This window comes from Planococcus sp. PAMC 21323 (assembly GCF_000785555.1).
Classification (GTDB): domain Bacteria; phylum Bacillota; class Bacilli; order Bacillales_A; family Planococcaceae; genus Planococcus.
Genome location: NZ_CP009129.1, coordinates 349,134 through 373,987, shown reverse-complemented (window position 1 = coordinate 373,987; position 24,854 = coordinate 349,134). Strand labels below are relative to the sequence as shown.

The 24,854-nt window shown below is 40.9% G+C and carries 22 protein-coding genes and 1 other annotated feature; of the genes, 4 read left to right on the top strand and 18 right to left on the bottom strand.

The window, feature by feature from the left end; translation table 11 throughout:
* Positions 1 to 21 precede the first annotated feature (21 nt).
* On the bottom strand, positions 22 to 2,091 hold the full coding sequence (locus PLANO_RS01970; RefSeq protein ID WP_038702519.1) for a heavy metal translocating P-type ATPase: 2,070 nt from the start codon (positions 2,089 to 2,091) through the stop codon (positions 22 to 24).
* Positions 2,084 to 2,440, bottom strand: a complete 357-nt coding sequence (locus PLANO_RS01965) for an ArsR/SmtB family transcription factor (RefSeq protein WP_038702517.1) — start codon at positions 2,438 to 2,440, stop codon at positions 2,084 to 2,086. Before PLANO_RS01965 ends, PLANO_RS01970 begins: the two co-directional genes overlap by 8 nt.
* Positions 2,441 to 2,682: 242 nt before the next feature.
* Between PLANO_RS01965 and PLANO_RS01960 the strand changes: the two genes are divergently transcribed.
* Entirely contained in the window at positions 2,683 to 4,149 is a 1,467-nt protein-coding gene (locus PLANO_RS01960) for a SulP family inorganic anion transporter (RefSeq protein ID WP_038702515.1), read from the top strand.
* 12 nt (positions 4,150 to 4,161) lie between these two features.
* Positions 4,162 to 4,581 carry a universal stress protein gene (locus tag PLANO_RS01955; RefSeq protein ID WP_038702513.1) on the top strand — a complete coding sequence of 140 codons (420 nt, stop codon included), beginning with the start codon at positions 4,162 to 4,164 and terminating at the stop codon, positions 4,579 to 4,581.
* Positions 4,582 to 4,740: 159 nt separating this feature from the next.
* On the opposite strand, the gene PLANO_RS01950 is transcribed toward PLANO_RS01955, so the two are convergent.
* The 4 genes from PLANO_RS01950 to murB form a co-directional block, all read right to left on the bottom strand.
* Complete coding sequence (locus PLANO_RS01950) at positions 4,741 to 5,073, bottom strand: fluoride efflux transporter FluC (protein WP_038702511.1); 333 nt, start codon at positions 5,071 to 5,073, stop codon at positions 4,741 to 4,743.
* Positions 5,070 to 5,423 (bottom strand): fluoride efflux transporter FluC, encoded by a 354-nt coding sequence (locus PLANO_RS01945; protein ID WP_038702509.1) that lies wholly within the window; start codon positions 5,421 to 5,423, stop codon positions 5,070 to 5,072. Before PLANO_RS01945 ends, PLANO_RS01950 begins: the two co-directional genes overlap by 4 nt.
* Positions 5,424 to 5,459: 36 nt before the next feature.
* Complete coding sequence (locus PLANO_RS01940) at positions 5,460 to 7,826, bottom strand: penicillin acylase family protein (RefSeq protein ID WP_038702507.1); 2,367 nt, start codon at positions 7,824 to 7,826, stop codon at positions 5,460 to 5,462.
* Positions 7,827 to 7,974: 148 nt separating this feature from the next.
* Positions 7,975 to 8,886: a UDP-N-acetylmuramate dehydrogenase gene (gene murB, locus PLANO_RS01935; protein ID WP_038702505.1), complete on the bottom strand. Its 912-nt coding sequence runs from the start codon at positions 8,884 to 8,886 to the stop codon at positions 7,975 to 7,977.
* Positions 8,887 to 9,087: 201 nt separating this feature from the next.
* Here murB and PLANO_RS01930 point away from each other — a divergent pair, with 201 nt between their 5' ends.
* Complete coding sequence (locus PLANO_RS01930; RefSeq protein WP_038702503.1) at positions 9,088 to 9,612, top strand: YceI family protein; 525 nt, start codon at positions 9,088 to 9,090, stop codon at positions 9,610 to 9,612.
* Between the two features lie 76 nt (positions 9,613 to 9,688).
* Here the strand turns inward: PLANO_RS01930 and PLANO_RS01925 are convergent, their stop codons facing one another.
* From PLANO_RS01925 to PLANO_RS01910, 4 genes are all read right to left on the bottom strand, one after another.
* Positions 9,689 to 11,236: an FAD-dependent oxidoreductase gene (locus tag PLANO_RS01925; protein WP_038702501.1), complete on the bottom strand. Its 1,548-nt coding sequence runs from the start codon at positions 11,234 to 11,236 to the stop codon at positions 9,689 to 9,691.
* A gap of 602 nt (positions 11,237 to 11,838) precedes the next feature.
* Positions 11,839 to 12,477: an FMN-dependent NADH-azoreductase gene (locus PLANO_RS01920; RefSeq protein ID WP_038702499.1), complete on the bottom strand. Its 639-nt coding sequence runs from the start codon at positions 12,475 to 12,477 to the stop codon at positions 11,839 to 11,841.
* 111 nt (positions 12,478 to 12,588) lie between these two features.
* Positions 12,589 to 13,296: a DsbA family oxidoreductase gene (locus PLANO_RS01915; protein WP_038702497.1), complete on the bottom strand. Its 708-nt coding sequence runs from the start codon at positions 13,294 to 13,296 to the stop codon at positions 12,589 to 12,591.
* Positions 13,297 to 13,461: 165 nt separating this feature from the next.
* Positions 13,462 to 14,388 (bottom strand): manganese-dependent inorganic pyrophosphatase, encoded by a 927-nt coding sequence (locus tag PLANO_RS01910; protein ID WP_038702495.1) that lies wholly within the window; start codon positions 14,386 to 14,388, stop codon positions 13,462 to 13,464.
* Between the two features lie 215 nt (positions 14,389 to 14,603).
* On the opposite strand from PLANO_RS01910, the gene PLANO_RS01905 reads away from it, so the two are divergent.
* A complete protein-coding gene (locus PLANO_RS01905) occupies positions 14,604 to 15,407 on the top strand; it encodes a GNAT family N-acetyltransferase (protein WP_038702493.1) in 804 nt (267 codons plus the stop codon).
* 50 nt (positions 15,408 to 15,457) lie between these two features.
* Here PLANO_RS01905 and PLANO_RS01900 read toward each other — a convergent pair whose 3' ends face one another.
* From PLANO_RS01900 to PLANO_RS01865, 8 genes are all read right to left on the bottom strand, one after another.
* Positions 15,458 to 16,753: an arsenic transporter gene (locus tag PLANO_RS01900; protein WP_038702491.1), complete on the bottom strand. Its 1,296-nt coding sequence runs from the start codon at positions 16,751 to 16,753 to the stop codon at positions 15,458 to 15,460.
* A 247-nt stretch (positions 16,754 to 17,000) separates the two neighbouring features.
* A complete protein-coding gene (locus PLANO_RS01895; RefSeq protein ID WP_038702489.1) occupies positions 17,001 to 17,525 on the bottom strand; it encodes a type 1 glutamine amidotransferase domain-containing protein in 525 nt (174 codons plus the stop codon).
* A gap of 69 nt (positions 17,526 to 17,594) precedes the next feature.
* Complete coding sequence (locus tag PLANO_RS01890) at positions 17,595 to 18,185, bottom strand: DNA-3-methyladenine glycosylase (protein ID WP_038702488.1); 591 nt, start codon at positions 18,183 to 18,185, stop codon at positions 17,595 to 17,597.
* A gap of 29 nt (positions 18,186 to 18,214) precedes the next feature.
* Complete coding sequence (trpA, locus tag PLANO_RS01885) at positions 18,215 to 18,976, bottom strand: tryptophan synthase subunit alpha (protein WP_038702486.1); 762 nt, start codon at positions 18,974 to 18,976, stop codon at positions 18,215 to 18,217.
* On the bottom strand, positions 18,973 to 20,769 hold the full coding sequence (gene trpB, locus PLANO_RS01880; protein WP_081976611.1) for a tryptophan synthase subunit beta: 1,797 nt from the start codon (positions 20,767 to 20,769) through the stop codon (positions 18,973 to 18,975). Before trpB ends, trpA begins: the two co-directional genes overlap by 4 nt.
* The gene (gene trpC, locus PLANO_RS01875; RefSeq protein WP_038702483.1) at positions 20,766 to 21,539 is read right to left on the bottom strand and encodes an indole-3-glycerol phosphate synthase TrpC; all 774 of its coding nucleotides are present in this window, start codon (positions 21,537 to 21,539) and stop codon (positions 20,766 to 20,768) included. Before trpC ends, trpB begins: the two co-directional genes overlap by 4 nt.
* On the bottom strand, positions 21,536 to 22,528 hold the full coding sequence (trpD, locus tag PLANO_RS01870; RefSeq protein WP_038702481.1) for an anthranilate phosphoribosyltransferase: 993 nt from the start codon (positions 22,526 to 22,528) through the stop codon (positions 21,536 to 21,538). The genes trpC and trpD overlap by 4 nt, the downstream gene beginning before the upstream one ends.
* 61 nt (positions 22,529 to 22,589) lie before the next feature.
* Positions 22,590 to 22,825, bottom strand: a binding site (T-box leader).
* A 404-nt stretch (positions 22,826 to 23,229) separates the two neighbouring features.
* Complete coding sequence (locus tag PLANO_RS01865; protein WP_038702479.1) at positions 23,230 to 24,846, bottom strand: long-chain fatty acid--CoA ligase; 1,617 nt, start codon at positions 24,844 to 24,846, stop codon at positions 23,230 to 23,232.
* Positions 24,847 to 24,854: the final 8 nt, after the last annotated feature.

The following is a 24,854-nucleotide window of genomic DNA, read 5'->3' as shown; positions in this document are numbered from 1 at the left end:
TACATAACCTCCAAACGTACCTCACTTCTGAACTTTCACAAGACGTAACGCATTTAATATTACTAATAATGTGGCACCCATATCCGCAAAAATTGCGATCCATAAAGTTAACCAACCTGGAATTATTAATAGCAATGCCATTACCTTTAGCCCTAATGCAAAGACGATATTTTCTTTTATTATACGCAAAGTCTTCCGGCTGAGTCGAATTGTATATGGAAGTTTTTCGAGATCATCAGCCATTAACGCAATATCTGCTGTTTCAAGTGCAGCATCTGTTCCTGCTCCGCCCATCGCAATACCAATACTTGAAGCGGCTAACGCGGGTGCGTCGTTGATACCATCCCCTACCATAGCTACTCGTCCATATTGTTTTTGAAGATCTTTTATCGCCGATAACTTTTCTTCTGGCATGAGTCCAGCTCGAACATCTGTCATCCCAATTTCCGCAGCAATGGCAGATGCCGTTGCCGGATGGTCTCCTGTAAGCATGATGGTCTGCTCGATTCCCATCGCTTTTAACTGCTTAATAATGGACGGACTTTCTTCGCGTATGGCATCGGCGATTGCGATGATACCGAATAATACTGCTTCAGAAAAGACAGCCGTAACAGATTTCCCACTCTCTTGGAGTTTACGCGCTTTTCCAGGAATACGTAAGCCTTTTTCTTCTGCCCAGTTTAAACTACCAACGTAAATGATTTCACTATTAACTATCGCGTATGCGCCTTTTCCTGTAACTGAATTAAAGTTTTCAGAAGGATAAGTGCTTGATGCTTTTTTTGAAATTGCTTTTGCTAAAGGATGCTGTGACATGGTTTCTACAGATGCGGCTAGCTTTAATAACTCTTCTTCTGTAATCGCAGCTTGTACAATTACATCTGTTACTTCTGGGTAGCCTTTTGTTAATGTTCCCGTTTTATCAAAAGCGACAGCTTTAATCTGTCCGGTTTCTTCTAAATGAATACCGCCTTTAATGAGCACACCTTGTCGCGCAGCATTACCGATAGCAGTTACGATTGCTACTGGCGTTGATACAACTAAAGCACATGGGCACCCCACAACAAGTACTGCCAAACCTTGATAAACCCACAGTTCCCAGTTACCGGTTACAAAGCCTGGTACGATAGCTACTAAAAAGGCAATAACGATAATGGCTGGTGTGTAGTATTTTGCAAACTGATCCACAAACTTCTGAGTCGGTGCTTTTTCAGCTTGTGCTTCTTCTACTAAATGAATAATCTTGGCGATTGTCGTATCTTCTACACGTTTCGTGACGGTAACTTCTAATGCCCCTTCTTCATTCATAGTGCCCGCAAAAACATCATCTCCCACAGTTTTAACTGCAGGAATCGATTCCCCAGTAATTGCTGCTTGGTTGACAGCGGATTCTCCACGAAGAACTGTGCCATCCATCGCAATTTTCTGTCCAGGTTTAACGATTAAAATGTCACCGATCTGAATATCTTCTGTATCCAACTCGATCAATTCACCAGCTCGTTGAATTAATGCTCGTGCCGGTGCCAAATCCATCAAACTGCGAATCGACTGACGCGCTTTGTTCATTGAAAACGATTCTAATGCTTCACTGACAGCAAAAAGGAAAACTACAACCGCCCCTTCACGCCACTCACCAATAATGACCGCCCCGATAATCGCGATCGTCATTAAAGTTTTCATATCAAACTGGAACGCACTCAAGTTTTTTAGGCCTGTCCAGAACATATGGTAGCCACCGATTGCCATAGAACCCGTAAATAACGCGATTGCCCAAGGAGCTGTTTCAGTGGTTTGAAACGATACTACAATACCTGCAATCAATAATAACAGCGACAAGACTGTCTCTATTGTCTGTCTCCGTTGATAAAACGGAACGACTTTAATTTTTTCTTTTTCTGGATAAATTCGAATATGATCAAAGGCCCCAGCTTTTTCAAGTGCTTTAATCGATACATCTCCATCAATTGTTAACTTAGAAGCTCCAAAATTTAAATCGACGTTTTTTATATTAGGCAAACCTCGTATGTTTTTTTCAAATTTAGCAGCACAACTTGTACAAGATAAATTTTCTAAGCGATAAGTTTTAACCAATTTCCACACCTTCTTTCGTATGTTCGTGAGCGATTTTTACTAATTGACGTACATGGTTGTCTGATAAAGAATAATAGATTTGTTTTCCTTTTCGTTCAGACTTCGCTAATGCTCGCTCTCTCAAATACCTCAAATGATGAGAGGCGGTTGCTGTTGAAGAACCAATAACCGCCGCAATGTCACAAACACACATTTCTTCTTCTATTGTTAAAGCATAAGCAATCCTTAATCTTGTCTCGTCTGCTAATGCTTTAAATAAATTTGCTACATCGCCCATGTCAGTCATATTTTGTTGTACACGATCGACAACTTCCGGATGAACTTTTGTTACTTCACATAGTTCTTTCATATGGCACCTCTTTCATTCAAATAAGAGTTTGATTGTTTTCTTTAGTATATTCGCTCAAACCTTTACAGTCAAACCTGCGTTTGAATGAATTGTATTTACATATGAAAAAAAAGGTGATACAGTTTTATAGCCTATAATTGAAAGAGCAAGGAATTCATCTTTCTAACTATTTTCAATTAGCTTATTACTAGTTTACGAGATATGGTATCAATACAAATTAATATAGAAGGAAGTGGAAGTTTTTGAATACTTTATCTTACAAAGAGCAATGGTTTGGTAATATTCGCGGAGATGTTTTAGCCGGAATTGTTGTCGCACTTGCTTTAATACCGGAAGCGATTGCTTTCTCCATCATTGCTGGCGTTGACCCGATGGTTGGCTTGTATGCGTCGTTTTCTATCTCTGTTATTATCGCCTTTGTCGGTGGACGACCGGGCATGATCTCTGCAGCAACAGGTGCTATGGCGCTTGCAATGGTCCTATTGGTTCGTGATCACGGATTGGATTATTTATTGGCTGCTACTGTATTAACAGGTGTACTGCAATTGATTTTTGGTCTCTTAAAAGTTGCACGTTTTATGAAATTTATCCCTAGAGCGGTTATGATTGGCTTCGTCAATTCATTAGCTATTTTGATTTTCATGGCACAAGTGCCATTTATTTTCGGCATCAATACCCTCACTTATGTTTTTGTTGGTGTTACATTGGCAATCGTTTATATTTTGCCTCGTTTTTTCACAGCTATTCCGGCTCCATTGATCGCGATCCTCGTATTAACAGGTGTTGTTATCTACACGGGCATTGATATGCAAAACGTTGGTAGTCTTGGCACAATTTCGCAAACCTTGCCAAGTTTCTTTATTCCAAGCGTCCCGTTCAACTTTGAAACTTTGCAAATCATTTTCCCAACTGCATTGGCACTTTCTGTTATCGGTTTATTAGAGTCTTTATTAACAGCGTCAATTATCGATGATGCAACAGAAACCGGATCAGATAAAAACCAAGAAGCACGTGGTCAAGGTATCGCAAACATTATCACTGGATTTTTCGGCGGTATGGCCGGTTGTGCAATGATCGGACAATCAGGTATTAACGTTCGTTCTGGTGGTCGCGGACGATTATCGAGTTTTGTAGCTGGTGTATTTTTGATGTTCTTAATTATCGTATTAGGCAACTGGGTTATTCAAATTCCAATGCCTGTGCTAGCCGGTATTATGGTAATGGTTTGTATCGGTACTTTTGACTGGGGATCGTTCAAATATTTAGCGACCGCACCAAAAGCTGATGCCATCGTTATGTTATTAACGGTAGTTGTAGTCGTTTATACACACGATTTATCGAAAGGCGTATTCGCGGGTGTTATTTTGAGTGCAGTACTATTTGCTGCTAAAATTTCCAAAGTTGAAGTGCGTAAAGAAGGATTGGAAAGCAATGCGTCGAATAGATATACGATACACGGACAATTGTTCTTTGCTTCTTCTCAAGACTTTGTCTCTGAATTCGACAACGTAGAAGTTTCAAAAGAAGTTGTTTTAGACTTTACAGATGCTACCGTTTGGGACGACTCAGGAGTTGGCGCCATCGACCGAGTTATGAACAAACTACAAGCACAAGGGCAAGCCGTTACAATTGTTGGGCTAAACTCTTCAAGCCAAAAGCTTGTTGATAAGTTAGCAACCTACAGCAATGCTGGTAAAGGTACACCATAAGGAGGATGCTCTATGTATGAGAAAATTTTAGTTGCAGCAGATGGCTCAGACCATTCAAAACGAGCTGCTCATGAAGCAGTAAGAATGGCCAAAGCCAATCCACAAGCATTTATCACTTTGCTTTATGTGATTGATTATGAAAAAGCTCGTACTGAGATTCTTCATGGCCAAAGTAGCGACGAAGTTCACTTGGAACGTCGCAAGCATTTAGTACCGCTCGAAGAAATTTTTCGTTCTGCTGGTATTAATTTTGAAACAAAAACACTTCACGGCATTCCAGGACCAACTATCGTTAAACACGCCAATGAAGTTGGCTACGACGTTGTACTAATCGGCAGCCGCGGATTAAACTCACTGCAAGAAATGGTGCTCGGCAGCGTTAGCCATAAAGTAGCTAAACGCGTTCAGTCACCTGTCATTATCGTTAAATAAGCTATAGAAGAGCCCTTTGCGAAAAATCGCAAAGGGCTCTTTTAAAGTTGTTGAAGAAATATCCAAATTCCTATTTCGCTTCATTACAAATACCAAAATTGAATAAGTAGTTTAGTGAAGTATTTACCTAGCCCCCACATCAATTATAATGAGGTTTTTTTATTGCATTAACATATAACCCAAACTGAATAACGCAATTCCAGAAGCTAAAGTAGCCGTAATATAGAGCCCACCCGTTAACCATTTACCATCTTCTATGTCTTTTACAGCATCTAAAGCCATTGTTGAAAACGTTGTAAATGCACCTAAAAATCCAGTGATCCAGAAAAGCGATATATTTTCTTCACCAATCAATAAGCCTAAAACAAATGAACCGATACTGTTAACTAACCAAGTCGCAACTTTCGGTTGCCACGTTCGACTCTCAACAAATAAATAAAATAAATAACGTGTAATCGCTCCTAAAAATCCACCAATTGCAATGCCGATCATGCTGACACCTCTTTTCTACCAACCCATAAACCTACTCCCGCTGCCGCAACACATGCCATCGTCATGCTGATAGCAAACGCTATGCCTAGCCAAATAGAAGATTCGAGGTGGTAAAACCAGGCAGAAGAGAATGCCGAAAAGGTCGTAAAAGAGCCTAGCAAACCTGTCGAAATGAACAGCCGCATTTCAGCCGATTTGTGAGATAAGCGAATGGCCGCCACTCCGATTAAAAAGCTACCGATTAGATTCACAAGCCAAAGGCCCAGATCGTCTGCAGCTACCATGTATATTCCATAACGCAAAAGTGCGCCAATCATTCCACCAAGTCCGACAGCTAGTATCCGTTTCATAGATTATTCCTCGCATCCGTTTTTCACCAGTATAACTTATTCGGCATTTAATATTAATGTTGAACCTTCAACTCTCTCTTCTATCTCTGTTTCATGAAAATCTCCTTGTGCCCAATCATCTACTTGGTTATGGAAGTAATCCGATTTCATATGACCACTCAATCCTGGTCCTACGATATGATAAGCACTCGATAAATCCGCGAGGTCTGCAACAAATCGCCATGATGCGCCATGATCAACATCGCCATCTGGTGTTGATGCCGCTGCTTGAACGGTGATGTTCGAACCACCGATGGGCACCGAATCTGGGTTTAGAAATTCAGCAAAAACTGGAGATGCCCCTGCCAGTGGATGTGGGAAAGTTAATTGATGATGATCTCCCCAACTCCAGTCAGCTACATCACTCCCTTGTTCTTCTTCAATTTCAGCGATAGCTGTTTCTAATGAATCCACAAGCCACTTTTCTGCTCCGCCGTATTCACTTACCCAAACCCCTTCGTTTCCAGCAAAAGCATCACGCATCATTTCATCTGTGATGTGATTTTTTCCATCTAACATTTTATATACGTCTTCTGGAAATTCATCTGCTAGTAAAGTTTCAGGCAATTGCTTGATCCACTTATGAAATACTAATGGCGCTCCTTGGTCTTTGCTATCCACTTGATCCCATTTCTCTAGCAACGTGAGCACTTCATTGTGTTCTTCTGTATTCGAGCGTACGGTCGCAATCATATCTTCTAAAAATTCAGCCGCATACAAATTCTTTTGGTCCATTTGTAATTCCATCATGTCTTCTGCTGTCAGTTTATCTGATGCTTCCAACACTTCAGCAATCCGTTCATAGCGATATGGTTGTGCCCAAAAATTCGTGATGTGGTATGGATACGAATCGTCGATGACTTCATTATTAGCTGTTGCAATAAATCCACTTTCCGGGTTTACTGACGTTGGCAATTCATCAAACGGCACGTACCCTTCCCACCCATAGTCCGCTGAATTTCCTGGAACCGGTAATTGCCCATCTCCAGTTTTTCGAATTGGAATGCGACCATTGGCTTTATAGGCTATGGTGCCATCAGTCGAAGCAAAAACAAAGTTTTGTGCAGGTGCTTGAAAATCTTCGAGAGCCAGTTCAAACTCCTCCCAATTGGCAGCTTTGTTGAAATTCAAAACCGCTTGCAGTTCGAGTGTTGGCTCAAGTGCAGTCCATTGCATAGAAAATACAGCTTCTGGTTTTTCATCTTCGTAAAGAATATTAGACACCACAGGACCATGCCTTGTCACTAACACTTCGAAATCTTCCGTTTTTTCACCTTTTATTTTTATTGGTTCTTTTCTTACTTCCGCTTGCTCCCATTCCCCCTCGTATTCGAATTGAGTCGGATCTTCTGGATTTGGTGTTTCAATATAGAGATCTTGAACATCGGGACCAACATTCGTTACACCCCATGCAATTTCTTCGTTGTGACCTAAAATAATTCCGGGCACTCCTGCAAATATAACGCCACTCACATTTTGTTCAGGAGACTCTAAATGCATTTGATACCAAATGGATGGCGTACTCAGTCCAAGATGTGGATCGTCGGCAAGTAATGGCTTCCCACTTGCTGTTTTATCTCCCGATACGACCCAGTTATTGCTGCCGTTAAATTCTGGCGGTATAACTGACGCATCAAACTCACCAGCTACTTGAACTTGTTGTTGTTTATTAGCCGCTAAAATTGCCGGTGCATTTTCAGGATAATTTATAAAAAGTTCGGCCGCTTTGTCTTCTGGAAATTCGTTTAATGCCCAATGGCGAACGGCAAGTGTATTCCAATGACCACCAAGGTCATAGGCCATAAACTTGCCAATCGTCAGCGAGTCAATAGGTGTCCACTCTGTCGGTTCGTATCCAAGAATGGAAAATTCAAAGCTCAAAGTGTTGTCCGCTTTCGCGCTTTTCATATAAGCATTAACGCCCTCTGCATACCACTCTAGTACTTGTTGAGCTTGCTCATCATATCCACCCCAAGACTTCTCTGCTGCGTCACGCAAACTAAAAGTTCTAAAAAACTTATCTGTATCAACAGCATCTGCCCCAATCACTTCTGCCAATTGACCACTTGCTTGCCTACGGGATAGATCCATTTGGAACATGCGATCTTGCGCTTGAACATATCCTTGTGCACGGTATAAATCAGCATCTGTTTCTGCTTTTATGTGCGGGACTCCTATATCATCTCGGATTATAGTCGCATCATTATCTAGTATTTCTACCGATACTTCCCCTTCGATGAATGGTTTAGATTTATTCAAGAAGACATTTATAAAAATAAGCAATGCCACAATTAGTATTACCATTACACCTAAAACACCGAGTAGCCATTTTAACCATCTTTTGTTTTTCACTTTCCCCTTCATGAATCTCCCCCCTTTTCCTTAGTTCTTTATTCGACTACCGAAGGAAAAACACCTTTTAATAAAGATCGTTCTTGCAACGATAGGCTAGGACTTGTTTTTCTCATCAAAAAAAGGATGTCCCATTAAGGAACATCCTTTCAAATCAGATTCAATCTTCTCCAACAATCTTCACTTCAAGTTCTAAGTCAATACCGAAGTTGTTGAATACCGTTTCTTTGACCATTTCAATTGTCTTAATATAATCGTTAGCAGTTGCATTGTTTTTATTAACAATAAACCCAGCATGCTTTGTAGAAACTTCTGCACCGCCAAATCCTTTTCCTTGCAAGCCACTATCTTGTATCAACTTTCCTGCAAAATTGCCAGGTGGTCGTTTAAATACACTGCCAGCAGAAGGAAACTCTAAAGGCTGTTTCGTTTCTCGTTGGTAAGTTAATTCACTCATTTTAGCATCAATAACCATTGGATTGCCGACTTCCAAATCAAATTCAGCCGACAATACATAATAACCTTCTTTAGTAATAATACTTTTACGATAGCCAAGACCCAAGTCCTCTTTAGATAGAACGAGCAAATCTCCTTCTCTCGAAAGAACCGTTGCTTGTTTAATGACATCTTTGATTTCTCCACCATATGCGCCAGCGTTCATCGCCATCGCTCCACCAATCGATCCTGGAATGCCACAAGCAAATTCAAATCCCGTTAATTGTTTTGCTGCTACTGCTTTTGAGACTTCTTTAATATTCGCTCCACCCTGGGCGTAAACTCTTGTGCCTTCTATACGAATTGCTCGTAACCCTTTAAAGGTCAGGACAATCCCACGAAACCCTCCGTCTCGGACAACCATATTAGAACCGTTACCAAGAAGCAACAGAGGTATATTATTTTTATATGCATACTTTACAGTGAAAGCAATTTCTTCTTCAGTTGTTGGTGCTACGAAAATATCAGCAGGTCCACCCATTTTAGTTAGTGTATGAAGATAGAGCGGTTCATCCACTTTGACGTGATCGTCTGTTAAAAAACTGCGTAAATCCGTCAACCATTGTTGTTTCGTCATTTAATGCAAATCCCTTCTTAACTTATAGCTTCTATTAGTATCTAATTTTCATCTTGATTTGACAAGCAATAAAGTAAAGTTCGGTACAAAAGTCTAACTAATTTTTATCTCGAATTAAAAAGTTTTTAATTAAAGACAATTGACTTCGAGATTTAATTCTGCTATATTTATTTTAGAAAATATTTTTAGGAGGAATTTAACATGAAAAAATGGACAGTAGATGCAGCACACTCAGAAATCGGGTTCTCAGTAAAACATATGATGATTTCAAAAGTTAGAGGTACTTTTACTTCTTATGAAGCAACAATTGAAGCAAACGAAGAAGATTTACAAGGTGCATTAATCGATTTCAAAATCGATGTAGACAGCATTAGCACAAAAAATAAAGATCGCGACGCTCACTTGCGCTCTGCAGATTTCTTTGATGCTGAGCAGTTCCCACACATTACATTCAAAGCAAATGAAATTGTCAAAAAAGGTGACGAATACACAATGACTGGCGACCTTACGATGAAAGGTATTACACGCCCAGCAACTTTCGATGTAGAATATAACGGTAAAGGCACAAACCCATGGGGCGTTGAAGTTGTAGCTTACAATGTAGACGGTAAAGTAAACCGTAAAGATTTCGGTCTCACATGGAACCAAGCACTTGAAACTGGCGGCGTAATGGTTGGCGAAGACATTAAAATTCATTTGGAAATTCAAGCGAACCCAGCTGAATAAATTCGAATAAAAGCAGTGAGGAAAATTCCTCGCTGCTTTTTTCTGTTTTAATATTGTTTAGTTGTTTGTAAGTCCATTATTCCTCCTGTATTTTTTTAAGAGGTTTTACAGCTGGTCCATTCAGTACATCTCCGGTATACGAAAAACGTGATCCGTGGCACGGACAGTCCCAAGAACGTTCCGCATCGTTCCACTTAACGTCACAACCCATATGCGTGCACGCCGTATCGACAAGGTGGACTTGACCGTACTCATCGCGGTATCCTCCTGCTTTCTTTTTACCAACTTTGACTAGCGAACCTTCGTCTTTGCTCAAGTCGTCAACTGTTTTAGTGGTTCGTTGTAACTTGCCTGTAACTAACGCTTTTGCTACCGATGCATTATCTTTTGCAAAGCTCACCGCATCTTTAGATTTCACTTTCGTGCGCGTTGGATCAAAAACGGCTGCGTACCTATTTTCTTTGCCCAATACTTGGTCGCTGAGCAACATTCCGGCTAATGCGCCGTTCGACATTCCCCATTTATGAAAGCCAGTAGCAACTAGAATATTGTCATAGCCTGCTGTGATGGTGCCGATATAAGGGATTGTATCAAGCGTTGTCATATCTTGTGATGACCAACGATATGGAACTTCTTCAATTCCGAAATGTTCGTCACCAAACTTTTCAAGATTGTAATAATGCTCGATTGTTTCGCTCGAACTTTTACCCGTTGCATGGCCATCGCCACCTATCAATAATAGCTTTTCACCATTCTCGCCGGTTGCGTAACGCAAAGAGCGGGAAGGCATGTCTCCACTAATGTACATATCGTTCGGAACGTTCCCACTTATTTTAGCTGCAATAGCGTACGAGCGATTGACTGTTAAGCGTGAGAAATACATGCCATCAAAATCATTAAAAGGATAATGACTGGCAACAATGACTTTGTTGCACGATAAATGAGACAGGTTTTCAGTTTGTATGACTGGATCGTTTTTGCTCAATATTTTCATTGCCCGCGTTTGTTCGTAAATTTTTCCACCCAGTCGTTCAATTTCTTTGATCAAACCAGCCAAAAATTTCACAGGATGAAATTGAGCTTGATTGCGCATGACAATTGCTTCTTCTACAGAAAACGGCAATTCTACTTCATCCTTTGCAAGCTCGCCGTCAATGCCTAACTTCATATACGCTTCAGCTTCTTTTTCAATTTTTTTTGCTCCAGCAGCTGTGTTAGCATACACAAATGCATTATGATGCGAAAAATCACAGTCAATGGACAGTTCTTTTGCTGTTTTTTCAATAAAATTTAATCCGTCCATATTCGCTTGATAGTACAGTTTTGCCTGTTCTTCTCCAGCCACTTGAATTAAGGAATCATAATACAATCCGTGTTGCGCCGTTATTTTTGCGGTGGTTCGCCCCGTTACCCCATCAACCAATTTTCCAGCTTCGATTAATGTTACTTTCCGTCCCGCTTTGGCTAATAAGTAAGCACTAATTACGCCAACCATTCCTCCACCGACGACAGCGATATCGGTCGACTCATTTGCCTGTAATGCAGGATAGCTTGGAATGTCTTTGTACTCTCTCCAAAATGACTTTTGTTCATGTGGAATTCGGCTCTCATGTTCGTTATGCACCTCGTCATTCCTCCTCGATAGCTTTTTACTCCCTATCTACCCCTAATGGAAATTCTTAACCCAATATTTTTCCAGTAATTTGGATATACTGTCGAGTTCCCGTTGTATACTGTCCAAATCTTTAGAATACTGTCCGATTCAGCTAGTTTACTGTCGAAATCACATCACTTACTGTCGAAATCAAAAATTCATATGGTTTAGCGGAAAGCGCGACTTTGCGCTTTCCTGGGCTTGGGTAACAAGGGGTTGTTGATTGGAAAAGGGGAAAATTGGATATACTGTCGAGTTTCCGTCGAATACTGTCCAAATCTCCGAAATACTGTCCGATTCAGCTAGTTTACTGTCTAATTCACACCACTTACTGTCGAAATCAAAAATTCATATGGTTTAGCGGAAAGCGCGACTTTGCGCTTTCCTGGGCTTGGGTATCAAGGGGTTGTTGATTGGAAAAGGGGAAAATTGGATATACTGTCGAGTTTCCGTTGAATACTGTCCAAATCTCCGAAATACTGTCCGATTCAGCTAGTTTACTGTCCACTCCTCCACATTTACTGTCCAAATAAAAAGAGGACAACCAATGAAGGTTGTCCTCTATCACAAAATTATGCGTACACTTTAATTAGTGAATTAGCTACTTGTTCTACACGTTTCATGCCATCAGCTTTAATTTCTTCCGCACGATCTGGGTACATATTATGTCCTTCAATGATTACTTCTTCGATATCTGTGATTCCGAAGAAATCCATAATTAAGCGAACATAGTTAACGCTCATTTCAGCAGGAGCCATTTCTGGTGTCGAGTACACTCCACCGCGTGCATTTAAAATGATCACTTTTTTATCGGGCACAAGGCCAACTGGACCTTCTGGTGTGTACTTGAATGTTACACCTGCACGGTAAACGTAATCAATGAAAGTTTGCAATGGTGCTGGAATTGTTTTATTCCATAATGGGAATGCAAAAACCACTACATCTGCTTCCATAAAAGCATCCATTGATTTGTTCGCCGCAGTCAAAATGCGTTGTTCAAGTTCGTTTAACGGTTCAGCTTGCGCTGACTTTTGCATAGCATCAAAGAAATCTTGACCAAAATACGGCATATCTTCTTTAAAGACATCAAACGTATTGATGTTAAGCTCCGTGCCTGTACCGATTGTATCCATGAATACTTCGTACATTTTACTTGAAACCCCTTCAGAAGCGGGGCGGTTATTTGCTTTTACTACTAAAACGTTTGTCATTACTTTAAAACTCCTCTTGTAATCATGTTCAAATTATATATCTCAGTTTAAAACTACTTTGTCATCTTAATAAAAAAGCAGAGTAAAAGTCAATTACTCTGCTTTTGATCATTAAATTCCATCACATGAATCGCCTGTGCAAAAACTTGTTTTCTTACCCATCGGCTTTAGCTTAGGACGAATGCCTTCTTCTTCGGCGATTTGTTCTAGCGCTTCCACAAAAGCTTCTACAGGTTGAGCACCTGAAATTGCGTATTTACGGTTAACCACGAAGAAAGGCACACCTTGCACACCAATTTGGCCAGCTTCAGCAATGTCTACTTGAACTTGCGCCATAAACTGATCCGATTCAAGCACTTTTATCGCTTCGTCTTTTGGTAAACCAGTCGATTCAGCAATCGACACTAACACATCGTGATTACCCACGTTTTGCGCCTGGATAAAATACTCATCCATTAACTTTTCCGTGAGTTCTCCGTCTTTGCCATGTGTTTCAGCCCATTTTACTAAACGATGAGCTGCTAACGTATTCGCTTCTACCATGTTATCAAAATCATATTCTAAACCAACAGAGCGAGCATGCTCTGCTACACCTTTAGACATTTCTTTTGCCTGATCAATAGTTTGTCCAAATTTTTTCGCTAAACTTTCATATGTTGGAACAGTCGAATCCACCGGCGTATTCGGATTTAACTGATAAGCCTTATAAGACACTTCTGCCTGACTGTCAAAACCTGATTGAATTAATGCTTTTTCTAATGTTCGCTTGCCTATATAACAGAATGGGCATACATAATCTGACCAAACTTCAATTTTCATATATTCCACCTCGCCATTAACTATAGCAACGAAAACAATAGTGCTCAAATTTTTTGCCTATAGAAAAAAGCTCTTTACACGTCAGGTTTAAAAAATACGACCAAGGGAATATTATACTTTCCACTTATATACCCACGCACAAAAAAACTGACTCCCATTTGGGAATCAGCTTAATGCTTCTGTAATAACAGGAACGATTTGTTTTTTGCGTGACACAACGCCTGGTAGCAAAATGCGATGATCAACCACACTCGAATTAAAAGCAGCTTCGACTACGTGTGCTTTTTCGCCAAGAACGATAGCTACAGAATTATTATTGAGGATATCTGTTACAACAAACATAAAGAGACCTAACCCTTTAGTTGAAATTGTATTATCCATTAAGACTTCAAGCTCTTTTTGGCGGACCATAACTTCTTCGACATCAATAGCATTAACTTGAGCTACTTCGAACCGGCAGTCACCCGCTTCAAACTCTTTAGCATCTAAAGAAATCAAATCTTCTAAAGTTTTATTGCTTAAATCAGCTCCGGCCTTTAATAAATCAAGACCATAGCTTTCTGCATCAACTTTGGCAATTTTAGCTAGTTCAGCTGCCGCATCGATATCTTGTTGCGTGCATGTTGGCGATTTGAATAGTAGGGAATCTGAAATAATAGCAGATAACATTAAGCCTGCAATATTAGGAGGCACTTCTACACCATTTTCTTTGAAAAGCTTAAGAAGAATTGTTGTTGTACAGCCAACCGGCTCTGCGCGGAAGTACAATGGATCAGTCGTTTCGAAGTTTGCAATACGGTGATGATCTACCACTTCAATTACTTGAACCTCATCAATATCGTCGGCACTTTGTTGGCGTTCGTTGTGATCAACTAAGATTACTCGGTCTGTTTCTTTAGCAACTTGTGTCACAAGTCTTGGCTGATCAAATTTAAAAGTCTCTAGAGCAAACAAAGTTTCGTTGTTTATTTCACCTAAACGAATAGGCTCAGCAACCATGCCTACTTCATTTTTTAAATATGCGTACGAAATAGCCGAACAAATTGAATCAGTGTCCGGATTTTTATGACCTAATACTAAAATCTTTGACATAAATAATAGCCTCCTGAAAATACTTAGTTTCTGTGCTTATTCTATCATAATAATAGCATTTGAAAAAATTAGACTCTCCAAATTATTAACATATATAAAAAATCATTAAGTTTATAGAATTATCTGTATATTTAAAATTCATTGTGTACTTTAGCATAGACCAATGGTATAATATGACTAACTAATTCTAAGTTATGCGGAAGGAAGAGATATCTGTGACTATTTTACTGGAAAAGAAATACATTCCCTTAGCAAATTATTTTTCTGGAGCGACTAACGCCTCAATTAAACTAACATTTTCTGAAATCGAACAAATTATGGGCCAAAACTTGCCCAATGCCGCCTACTTAAACAAAAGCTGGTGGAAAAAGGTAAAAGCACCTGCTAAGCATTTTCACGCTTGGGTAGATGCGGGTTATTTTGTCACAGAGGTCGAACCTGACCGTTTTGTTGTTTTCGAAAGAATTGATTCCACTGGTGGAACTGGCACAGGTACGGATGAAGAAGATCAAGACATATTATTGATTCGAACAGCAGAGCATGGAGATGCACGTTCTCTCGCCGCTTTGCAAAAAGCAGTCGAGTCTGAATCAGATTATATGCTCTACGGTAAAGATGAGCGTACGCAATCGACACAAAAAGTACGAAAGCAAATTATCGAATGGAAGCAAAGTGGCTATTCAACTATCATTATTGCCATCTTAAACGGCCAACATGTAGGATTTTTGATGATTATGGGCAATGATGCAAAACGTGCTGCACACCGTGCTACTATTGAGCTTGGACTGCAAAAAGAAGCTCAAGGCAAAGGCATTGCTAAATCACTTCTGAAGAAAGCAGAAGAATGGTCTAAAGAAAAAGGCATTTCACGACTTGAAACATCGGTAGTCGAAGAAAATGAATCGGCTCGTAAATTATACGAAAAAGCAGGCTTCAAATCAGAGGGCATTCGCGAGAAATCTATGATGATTGATGATAAACCACATAACGAATTGTACTTAGCTAAATTTTTAAACTAAGCAAAAGGAGCATGCCCCTGGCATGCTCCTTTTGCTCCTTTTTTATCGCCTTAATTTAAAATAGTTAACCACAAATAAAGTCCTGTTAAAGTAATAAACAAAGTAGGCACTGTTAGGATAATGCCGATTTTAAAGTAATAGCCCCACGAAATATCTACCCCTTTAGTTTTCAAAACATGAAGCCATAATAATGTCGCTAATGAACCAATTGGCGTGATTTTCGGACCCAAATCCGAACCAATTACGTTGGCATAGATTAATGCTTCTCTAACAACACCTGTCGTATTTGTTTCAGCAATTGCTAGCGCATCAATCATAACAGTTGGCATATTGTTCATAATAGAAGAAAGAATTGCTGCGATAAAACCCATACCAATAGTCGCAGCGTATAAACCATGACTTGATGTCCATTCAATTGCAGTCGCTAATACTGACGTAAGTCCTACATTTCTTAAACCATAAACAACTACATACATACCAATAGAGAAAAAGACAACTGCCCAAGGCGCATTTTTTAAAACAGTCATTGTTTCTACTGATTTACTATTCCGAGCAATGGCTAAGAAAATAATAGCGACAGTCCCAGCGATAAAGGACACCGGAATTCCTAATGCTTCACTGCTAAAATAGCCGATCAGTAAAATCACAAGCACTACCCAAGATATACGGAAAATCCGAATGTCTTTTATAGCGGAAGCCGGCGTTTTTAAAGTACTGTCATCAAAATGTTTCGGAATATCTTTTCGGAAATACAAATACAGCACTAGCATACTCGCTGCAATGCTAAACAAGTTCGGAACTACCATCTTAATCGCATATTCGGTAAAGCCTATACCAAAAAAGTCAGCAGACACGATATTAACCAAATTACTTACTACAAAAGGAAGCGAAGCTGTATCTGCAATAAATCCACTAGCCATAATAAACGGCAAAATCATCGCTTCTTTAAATTTCAATGCGCGAACCATTGCCAATACAATTGGTGTTAAAATTAGCGCCGCTCCGTCATTAGCAAACAAAGCTGCAACAAACGCGCCTAACATGGTTACGAGAAAGAACATACGCAAACCGCTACCTTTTGCGAAGCGCGCCATATGTAATGCTGCCCATTCGAAAAAGCCAATTTCATCAAGTATTAATGAAATAATAATTAACGCAACGAACGTTAAAGTCGCATTCCAAACGATCCCCGTCACGTCCCACACATCACCAAAATCAACTACTCCAAATAAAAGTGCAACGATTGCTCCAGCAATCGCAGACCAGCCAATCGATAAGCCTTTTGGCTGCCAAATCACAAATATTAATGTCACGATAAATATAAAACTTGCTAACCATACATCCACTTGCACACAACTCCTTATTCTTCCTTTTCAAATCAATAACTTGTTAACCAAGTTTATGCTGAAATCCACAATATTTTTAACGACATCTTTCAACTAAACAACAGATCCAAATACTGTGTTTCGCTGTAACACTTACCCATTATATAAGCAGTTACTTATGTATTCAAGAGAAAATCAAAATCCATTAACTTCTATACCCAATAAAACCCCGAATCAGCGCTGCTGATTCGGGGTTGAGCTCAACTAGTTATTTAGTTAATTGTTCAAGAATTCGTAGTGATTCTTTGTTGAACGCCGGAATATCATCTGGTTGACGACTCGTCACTAGTTGATCTTGGCACACGACCACTTCTTTATCGACTACCGTAGCACCTGCATATTCCATATCAACTTGAATCGATTTATAACCTGTGGCTTTACGACCTTCTAAAGCTTTCGCTGTAATCAATAATTGAGGTCCATGACAAATCGCGAAGACTGGTTTTTTTGCGTCCATGAACGCTTTTGCGAATTTAACAAATCGCTCGTCTTCACGTAATAAGTCTGGCGAAAACCCTCCCGGTAAAAACAATGCATCAAAATCGTCAGGGCTGACTTCGTCAATACTTTTATCGATTGTAACAACGGCTTCACCTTGTTTACCCGTTACATCTTTGCCAGCTTCTTTTTCAATCGTGAAAACTTCGTGACCCGCCTCATTAAATGCTTTCGAGGGATCTATATATTCCACATCTTCAAACATATCTGTAATTAAGGTTGCAATTTTCGCCACTATTTTCCACTCCTTCTGTTTTGTTCATTCTCTTTCTGTATTCCACGAAAGCATAAACATAAACTGAATTTAGCGGAATTTCGAGACAAATTGATTTTCCGTTTCCCAAAAGCGATAAGGATAATCTACCGCTTCTAAAGAATTTTTGATACCTACACGTGGTCCAACAGATACATTCTGCACCCGATTCCCCCGAGCGATATACAATGGTTTTTCCGTAAAATGATGACCATAATAATCCATCGTAATGGCCATTGCTTTGGTCAACTTACCCGGTCCACTAGTCCATTGATGCATCGGCATATGACTACCTCGCAGTTCCTCCATCAGATCAATGCCTGCTATCGGCTCAACTGCACGAATCAAAATAGCTCGTGGAGTGTCTTCGGCTTCAGCAACCACATTGATTAATGTATGAGTATGCATTTGGTACGTATAAACAAGTCCTGGTTTACCGAACATAATTTCCGTGCGCTTTGTACGACGATTGCCGAAACTATGAGCGGCCCGATCTTCTGCACCCATATATGCTTCTGTTTCTACAATGCGGCCAGCGACAATTCCCTCTGGTAACTCATGAACAAGAATTTGTCCAAGCAAATTGCGAGACAACTCCAATGTCGGAGCATCAAAAAAGTCCGCGGTTACTGGTGTAAACATCAAATCCCCTCCTATCGGTATTATACCGATTAAGCGCTAGTTACTGCACGGATGAGAGGCTCAATTTCCTCGATTTTGCCAGCATTAAAAGCTTCCACAATCGCACTACCTACTATAAATCCATCGACATCATCCCGCAGCAGTTCAACGTGACTGCTTTTTGAAATCCCGAATCCTGCATACACTGGAACTGGGCTTTTCTTGCGAATTTTTTGCATGAATGTTTTTACATCTTGTGATAATTCATCGCGCGATCCTGTAATTCCTTTAATGGTTACCGCATAAACAAAACCTTGTGCTTCGCGAAGAATATCATCTAACCGAATATCCGTTGTCGTCAAAGTTACTAATTGGATCAATTTAATATTCTCTTTATCCATATATGGCTGAACCAATTGTTTATGTTCATACGGAAGGTCTGGAATAATTACACCCGAAATGCCAGCTTTTCCACATTCAGTCGCAAATCTTCCTACACCAAATTTCAGCACCGGATTTAAGTAGGTCATGACCAACAAAGGAATTTTTATATCAAACGTCCAGCTCCCGATTTCTTCTAATACTTTTTGCAGGGTAACACCTTGTTTTAAAGCACGATTTCCTGCTGCTTCAATCGTAGGACCGTCCGCTACTGGGTCCGAAAAAGGAATGCCAATTTCAATAGCTGTCACACCCGCTCCTTGCAAATATTGAACTTGCTCTTTTAAACGATCAAGTCCACCATCCCCTGCCATAATATAAGCAACAAATGCTTTATTCCCTGAACTTTTCAGTTGCTCTAATCGATTCATGACAGCCCCTCCAATTTTTCCGCATATGTCGCCATATCTTTGTCGCCACGCCCAGATACACAAATCACTAAAATTTGATCAGCTGTCATTTTCTTAGCTTGTTTTTCCGCTTCTGCAATCGCATGAGCTGATTCAAGCGCTGGAATAATTCCTTCAAGACGCGACATGCTAATAACGGCAGCTAACGCTTCATCGTCTGTAATTGAACGATATTCTACACGTCCCGTATCTGCTAAATGCGCATGCTCTGGACCAATTCCCGGGTAGTCAAGACCCGCAGAAATCGAATGCGCTTCTTGCACTTGACCCGCATCATCTTGCAATAATTTCATCAGTGCACCGTGAAGAACGCCATCAGTCCCTTTTGTTAATGTTGCCGCATGTTTATCTGTATCCACGCCTTGACCAGCTGCTTCAACACCAATCAACTCGACTTCTTCGTCTTGAATAAAGGGATAAAACATACCAATTGCGTTACTTCCGCCGCCAACACAAGCTAAAATCGCATCAGGTAAACGTCCTTCTTTCTCCAAAATTTGACGCTTTGTTTCTTCACCAATGACACTTTGGAAATCCCGAACCATTGTCGGGAACGGATGAGGTCCAAGTGCCGAACCAATTAAGTAATGCGTATCTTCGACATTTGCCACCCAGTAACGCAGCGCTTCATTGACCGCATCTTTTAAAGTCGCACTGCCTTTTGTGACACTTTCAACACGCGCGCCTAATAACTTCATACGGAAAACATTTAATTGCTGACGTTTAATATCTTCTTCTCCCATAAAAATAACGCAGTCTAAATCGAAAAGAGCACAGATGGTCGCCGTAGCTACACCATGTTGCCCCGCTCCCGTTTCTGCCACAATTTTACGTTTGCCCATGCGCATCGCGAGTAAGGCTTGGCCAATAGCATTATTTACTTTGTGAGCGCCAGTGTGATTTAAATCTTCTCGTTTCAGATAGATTTTTGGTCCACCATATGCTTCTGTCATACGCTTTGCAAACGTAAGAGGTTGTTCACGTCCCACATACTCGGATAAGTAATGGTGATATTCTCGATGAAATTCAGGATCTACTTTTACTTCGTTATAAGCGTCTTCTAATTCTTTTACGGCTTTCATTAATGTCTCCGGCACAAACTGACCGCCATACTTTCCAAAAAAGCCAACTTGTTCCATTGTCTGTTTCATCGAATCACCCTTCACTTGTGTAATAAATTCTTGTATTTTTGCTGTATCTTTACGTTTTTCTGTTTCAACACCACTCGAAACGTCTACCATATAAGGTTTTATTTGTTCGATCGCTGCATGGACGTTTCCTGGATTCAAGCCACCAGCTACAATAAGTCGAGCAGGATCAATATCCGCACCAGCAAGCAATGACCAATCGAATACATTGCCACTTCCTCCGCGGTAATCCGTACCTGGTGCATCTACTAACACATAATCAGCTAATGACTGTTTTAACTTTTCGACATCTTCTTTTGTACGAATCGAGAAAGCTTGAATGACCGGAACTTGAATCGCCTTGACTAGCTCATCAGGTTCGTCACCGTGAAGTTGAACCATCGTTAGCGGAACACCCGCTATAGTGTCTTCAATTTCTTTCAAAGTGGCATTAACAAACACGCCAATTTTATCGGCACCGACCGGAACATGTTTTGCTAGGTTGGCTGCTTGTTCAATAGTCACTTGACGCCTACTCGGGGCAAAGACAAATCCAATCGCATCAGCGCGACTTGCCGCTTGAACATGTTGTTCTTCTTTTAAACCGCAAATCTTCACTTTGGTCATTTTATCGCCTCCCCATTTGTCGCTTCTCGTATCCAGTTGCCAGGGTCTTCAGAGCGCATTAAGGCTTCCCCCACCAAAATTCCAGAAGCTCCACTAGCATAAGCAAATTGCGCATCTTCTTTCGTATGCATACCACTTTCACTTATTAATACACGACCTTCATCAAACGGAAACAGTTTAGCTAATTGTGCAGTCCGTTCAATCGACACTTCAAAAGTCTTTAAGTTACGATTATTAACGCCGATTAATTTGGCATCTAACTCTAATGCTCTATGTAGCTCTTTTTCAACATGAACTTCAACCAGTACTTCCAGTCCTTTAGAGAGAGCATAGTCATTTAGACTTTTTAGCTGTTGCTGTTGTAATGCCGCTACAATCAATAAAATAATCGTAGCTCCCGCTTGTTTGGCACGATCAATTTGAATTTCGCTCACCATAAAATCTTTACAAAGAACAGGAATCGAAACAATTTGCGCCACTTCGCGCAAATCGTCAATCGATCCTTTAAAATAAGTTTCATCCGTTAATACGGAAATGGCAGCAGCTCCCGCGTCTTCGTACTTTTTCGCTTGCGCTACGATATCTACTTCTGTTTGGATGTCCCCTTTAGAAGGAGATGCGCGTTTAATTTCTGAGATGACACCATTTCCATCTAATAGACGCTGTAGCAACTTTGATTTTCCCGGAAATTGACCATCATCTTGCGTGACCGGTTTATATGTTTTTATTTCTTCATGTTTCGTCGCAATGATTTTATCTAATATGGTCATACAAACACCCCCGCAGCTAACCGATGCAAGTCAAAGACACGCGCGGTTTCGCCTGATTGAATTGAAGTTCTTGCTCTTTTTACACCTTCAGCTATTGTTCCTGCTTTGCCACTAACGTACAATACAACACCTGCATTTAATGCCACTGTATCTAAATAAGGACTGTCAGCGCCTGATAATACATCCATAAAAATTTCTGCGTTGCGTTTTGGATCGCCTCCACGAATTGCCTCTACTGGCGCAACTTCCAAACCAACTTCGTGCGGATGAATGGTTATCTCGCGCTTGCCATTTTCATCAAATATAATCAGTTCATTCGTACCCACAAGAGACAATTCATCTAATCCACCTGCCCCATGAACCAAAGCTCCTTTTTTACGACCCAGTCGAATTAAAGCATCTGCCATTGGTTCTAACATATCGCGGCGGTAAACACCGGTCATTTGAATGGTGATTGGAAGTGGATTAGCTAGCGGTCCCACTAAGTTAAAGATAGTGGGTGTTCCAATTTCTTTTCGGATTTTGCGTAAACCTCCAAGAGCTGGATGAATTGCTGGTGCAAAAAGAAGGGCAATTCCCGTTTGATCGAGCATTGCTGGAATCGAAGCAATATCCGTTTCTGTAGAAATTCCGAGTGCTTCTAATACATCCGAACTGCCCGTTTTGCTCGAAACACTCCGATTGCCATGCTTCGCTACAGTTAAGCCACATCCTGCTAAAACAAAAGCCGTTAACGTACTGATGTTAAAGCTATTAGAACGATCGCCACCCGTTCCACAAACATCAACAAGTTCTCCTCCAACTTTCGGAAGGTTCACAGCTTTTTCACGCATCGCTTTAACTAAACCAACTAGTTCATCTGCTGTTTCACCTTTCTCGTGTAGGTCCGATAAAAAGCTTTTTACTTGCTGCTCATTTATATTGCCGTTCAAGATTTCCATTGATTTCTCATACATTAATCGTTCACTCATATTCTCTGCTCTGCTCATGCTAATCTCTCCTCATCTTGTTTTGAATACAAAAATCCCCGCAACCAGATAGCTATCTGATTGCGGGGACGGGTTAAAACCGCGGTACCACCACGCATTAATGCAGAATTTATCTGCATTCACTTAAACAGGCTCTTCGCCTTTCCCTTTAACGCAGGGCTTACGTCTCCCTTACTCGCTTCCGCTTTCAGGTTAGCTCTCCTAAGTCCATTCGCGCAGTTTATCTAATCAACTCTCACCAGCCGCTGACTCTCTAAATAGATATCCCTGCCTACTCGTCTCAATCCTCGATTTATACACTCTTCTATTCTCGTCTTCTCTAGGCTCTACTCTCAAACAGACTCGTTTCCGTTCAACAAGTTGTCCCTTATACTAAAAGGTTTCGTATATTCTGTCAAGTATAAAGAAAAGCGTAAGCGGTCGGCTAGCTCCGACAGGCATAAGACAGACCTGCGAAGTGGCGTTCTTTGCCACACAGCGGGGCTGACTTATGACCCTAGGAGCTGACCGCTGGAGTCTGGACATAGAAAAGCGTAAGCAGCCGCTTAGCCCCGACAAGCGCTGGAAGTCTAGACGATAATGGCGGGCTTTGCCATTGGCGGCTAGGCTGAAGCGACTCGAGGGGCTGGCTGCTGGAGCCTGGACATAGAAAAGCGTAAGTATCCGAAGTATTTTGGACACTTACACCTTTACTTTATATCTTACCGATAATAACCATCCAACTCTTTCCGCAACGCCGCTTTCAAGAACTTCCCGACAGATGTTTTCGGCACTTCTTTCAAGAAGACCACATCATCCGGAACCCACCATTTGGCGAATTGGCTTTCAAGATAAGTCAGCAATTCTGCTTTCATCGCGTCGTCTTCAGCATGGTTTTCTTTTAAAACGACGCAAGCAAGTGGACGTTCCATCCATTTCTCATGAGGAATGGCGACAACTGCCGCTTCAAATACCGCTTCGTGAGTCATCAATGCGTTCTCTAAATCTACCGACGAAATCCATTCCCCACCACTCTTGATTAAATCTTTCGTACGATCCGTTAATTTAATATAGCCATCTGGTTCGATTACAGCAATGTCCCCGGTGTACAACCAGCCATCTTTGAACGCATCTTCTGTTCGCTCATCTTTATAATATTCATCCGCGATCCATGCACCTTTGACGTTTAGTTCACCCATCGTTTCGCCGTCCCATGGTGCCTCACCGTTTTCATTGACAATACGCACTTCTAGTCCCGGCATCGGTAAACCTGCCATTGAGCGGCGTTCTATACGCTCATCCATCGTCATGTCAGACATCGCAGACGTTGTTACCGCTAAACTGACAAGCGGAGCCGTTTCCGTCATGCCGTAGCCTGTCACAAATGGCACATTGTATTTTTCTTCAAACGCTCGAATCAAACCTTTTGGTGAAGCCGAGCCCCCACAAATAATCATGCGCAGTGTGTCGATATTGCGTGGATTGGCTTCTAACTCTTTTAAGACACCCATCCAAATCGTCGGAACACCAGCAGTTAACGTAACTTTCTCTGATTCGATTAAGTCTAACAACATACCAGGAGCAAAGCCCGGTCCAGGCAATACTTGCGTCGTCCCAAATAACACACCCGCAAACGGTAAGCCCCATGCATTCGCATGGAACATTGGCACAATCGATAGCGTAATGTCACGTTCAGATAACCCCATCGAATCGGACATTCCTAATGCGTAACTGTGGAGCACTAGTCCGCGATGAGTATACACCACACCTTTCGGATTACCAGTCGTTGCAGATGTATAACACATGCCTGCAGGTGTGTTTTCATCCAAATCTTCCGGAAACTCAAAATTACCATCTTCAACTACCAGAAGCTTTTCATAGGAATGAACATTTTCAAGCGTCGTTTCAGGCAAATCTACGCCATCTTTCATAATGATGAAATGTTTTACAGTCTTTAATAGAGGAGCTAACTTTTCAATCAACGGAAATAAATCATGATCAACCAATAAAATTTCGTCTTCTGCGTGATTAATCACATACGCAATGTGTTCATGTGATAAACGGATATTGATCATATGCAAAATCGCACCAGCACTTGGAACACCAAAGTATAACTCAAGGTGGCGATGATGATTCCACGCAAAACTACCAACTTTCGTTCCACGTCCCATATCTAACCTCGTTAAAGCAGCCGCAAGTTGCCGTGTTCTCACAGCAAAGTCTTTATAAGGAATACGATGAATAGTATCTTCTCCAGTCCGCGAAATAATTAATTTCTCAGGAAAATAACGCTCGGCTCTTTTTACGAAAGATGATAGTAATAATGGTGCATCCATCATGTCACATC

Bases quoted from the DNA above. Each gene is read 5' to 3' on its own strand.
- PLANO_RS01965 (WP_038702517.1), bottom strand. From the start codon at position 2,440: ATGAAAGAACTATGTGAAGTAACAAAAGTTCATCCGGAAGTTGTCGAT.
- PLANO_RS01955 (WP_038702513.1), top strand. From the start codon at position 4,162: ATGTATGAGAAAATTTTAGTTGCAGCAGATGGCTCAGACCATTCAAAA.
- PLANO_RS01950 (WP_038702511.1), bottom strand. From the start codon at position 5,073: ATGATCGGCATTGCAATTGGTGGATTTTTAGGAGCGATTACACGTTAT.
- PLANO_RS01945 (WP_038702509.1), bottom strand. From the start codon at position 5,423: ATGAAACGGATACTAGCTGTCGGACTTGGTGGAATGATTGGCGCACTT.
- PLANO_RS01940 (WP_038702507.1), bottom strand. From the start codon at position 7,826: ATGAAGGGGAAAGTGAAAAACAAAAGATGGTTAAAATGGCTACTCGGT.
- murB (WP_038702505.1), bottom strand. From the start codon at position 8,886: ATGACGAAACAACAATGGTTGACGGATTTACGCAGTTTTTTAACAGAC.
- PLANO_RS01930 (WP_038702503.1), top strand. From the start codon at position 9,088: ATGAAAAAATGGACAGTAGATGCAGCACACTCAGAAATCGGGTTCTCA.
- PLANO_RS01920 (WP_038702499.1), bottom strand. From the start codon at position 12,477: ATGACAAACGTTTTAGTAGTAAAAGCAAATAACCGCCCCGCTTCTGAA.
- PLANO_RS01915 (WP_038702497.1), bottom strand. From the start codon at position 13,296: ATGAAAATTGAAGTTTGGTCAGATTATGTATGCCCATTCTGTTATATA.
- PLANO_RS01910 (WP_038702495.1), bottom strand. From the start codon at position 14,388: ATGTCAAAGATTTTAGTATTAGGTCATAAAAATCCGGACACTGATTCA.
- PLANO_RS01890 (WP_038702488.1), bottom strand. From the start codon at position 18,185: ATGTTTACACCAGTAACCGCGGACTTTTTTGATGCTCCGACATTGGAG.
- trpA (WP_038702486.1), bottom strand. From the start codon at position 18,976: ATGAATCGATTAGAGCAACTGAAAAGTTCAGGGAATAAAGCATTTGTT.
- trpB (WP_081976611.1), bottom strand. From the start codon at position 20,769: ATGACCAAAGTGAAGATTTGCGGTTTAAAAGAAGAACAACATGTTCAA.
- trpC (WP_038702483.1), bottom strand. From the start codon at position 21,539: ATGACCATATTAGATAAAATCATTGCGACGAAACATGAAGAAATAAAA.
- trpD (WP_038702481.1), bottom strand. From the start codon at position 22,528: ATGAGCAGAGCAGAGAATATGAGTGAACGATTAATGTATGAGAAATCA.
- PLANO_RS01865 (WP_038702479.1), bottom strand. From the start codon at position 24,846: ATGATGGATGCACCATTATTACTATCATCTTTCGTAAAAAGAGCCGAG.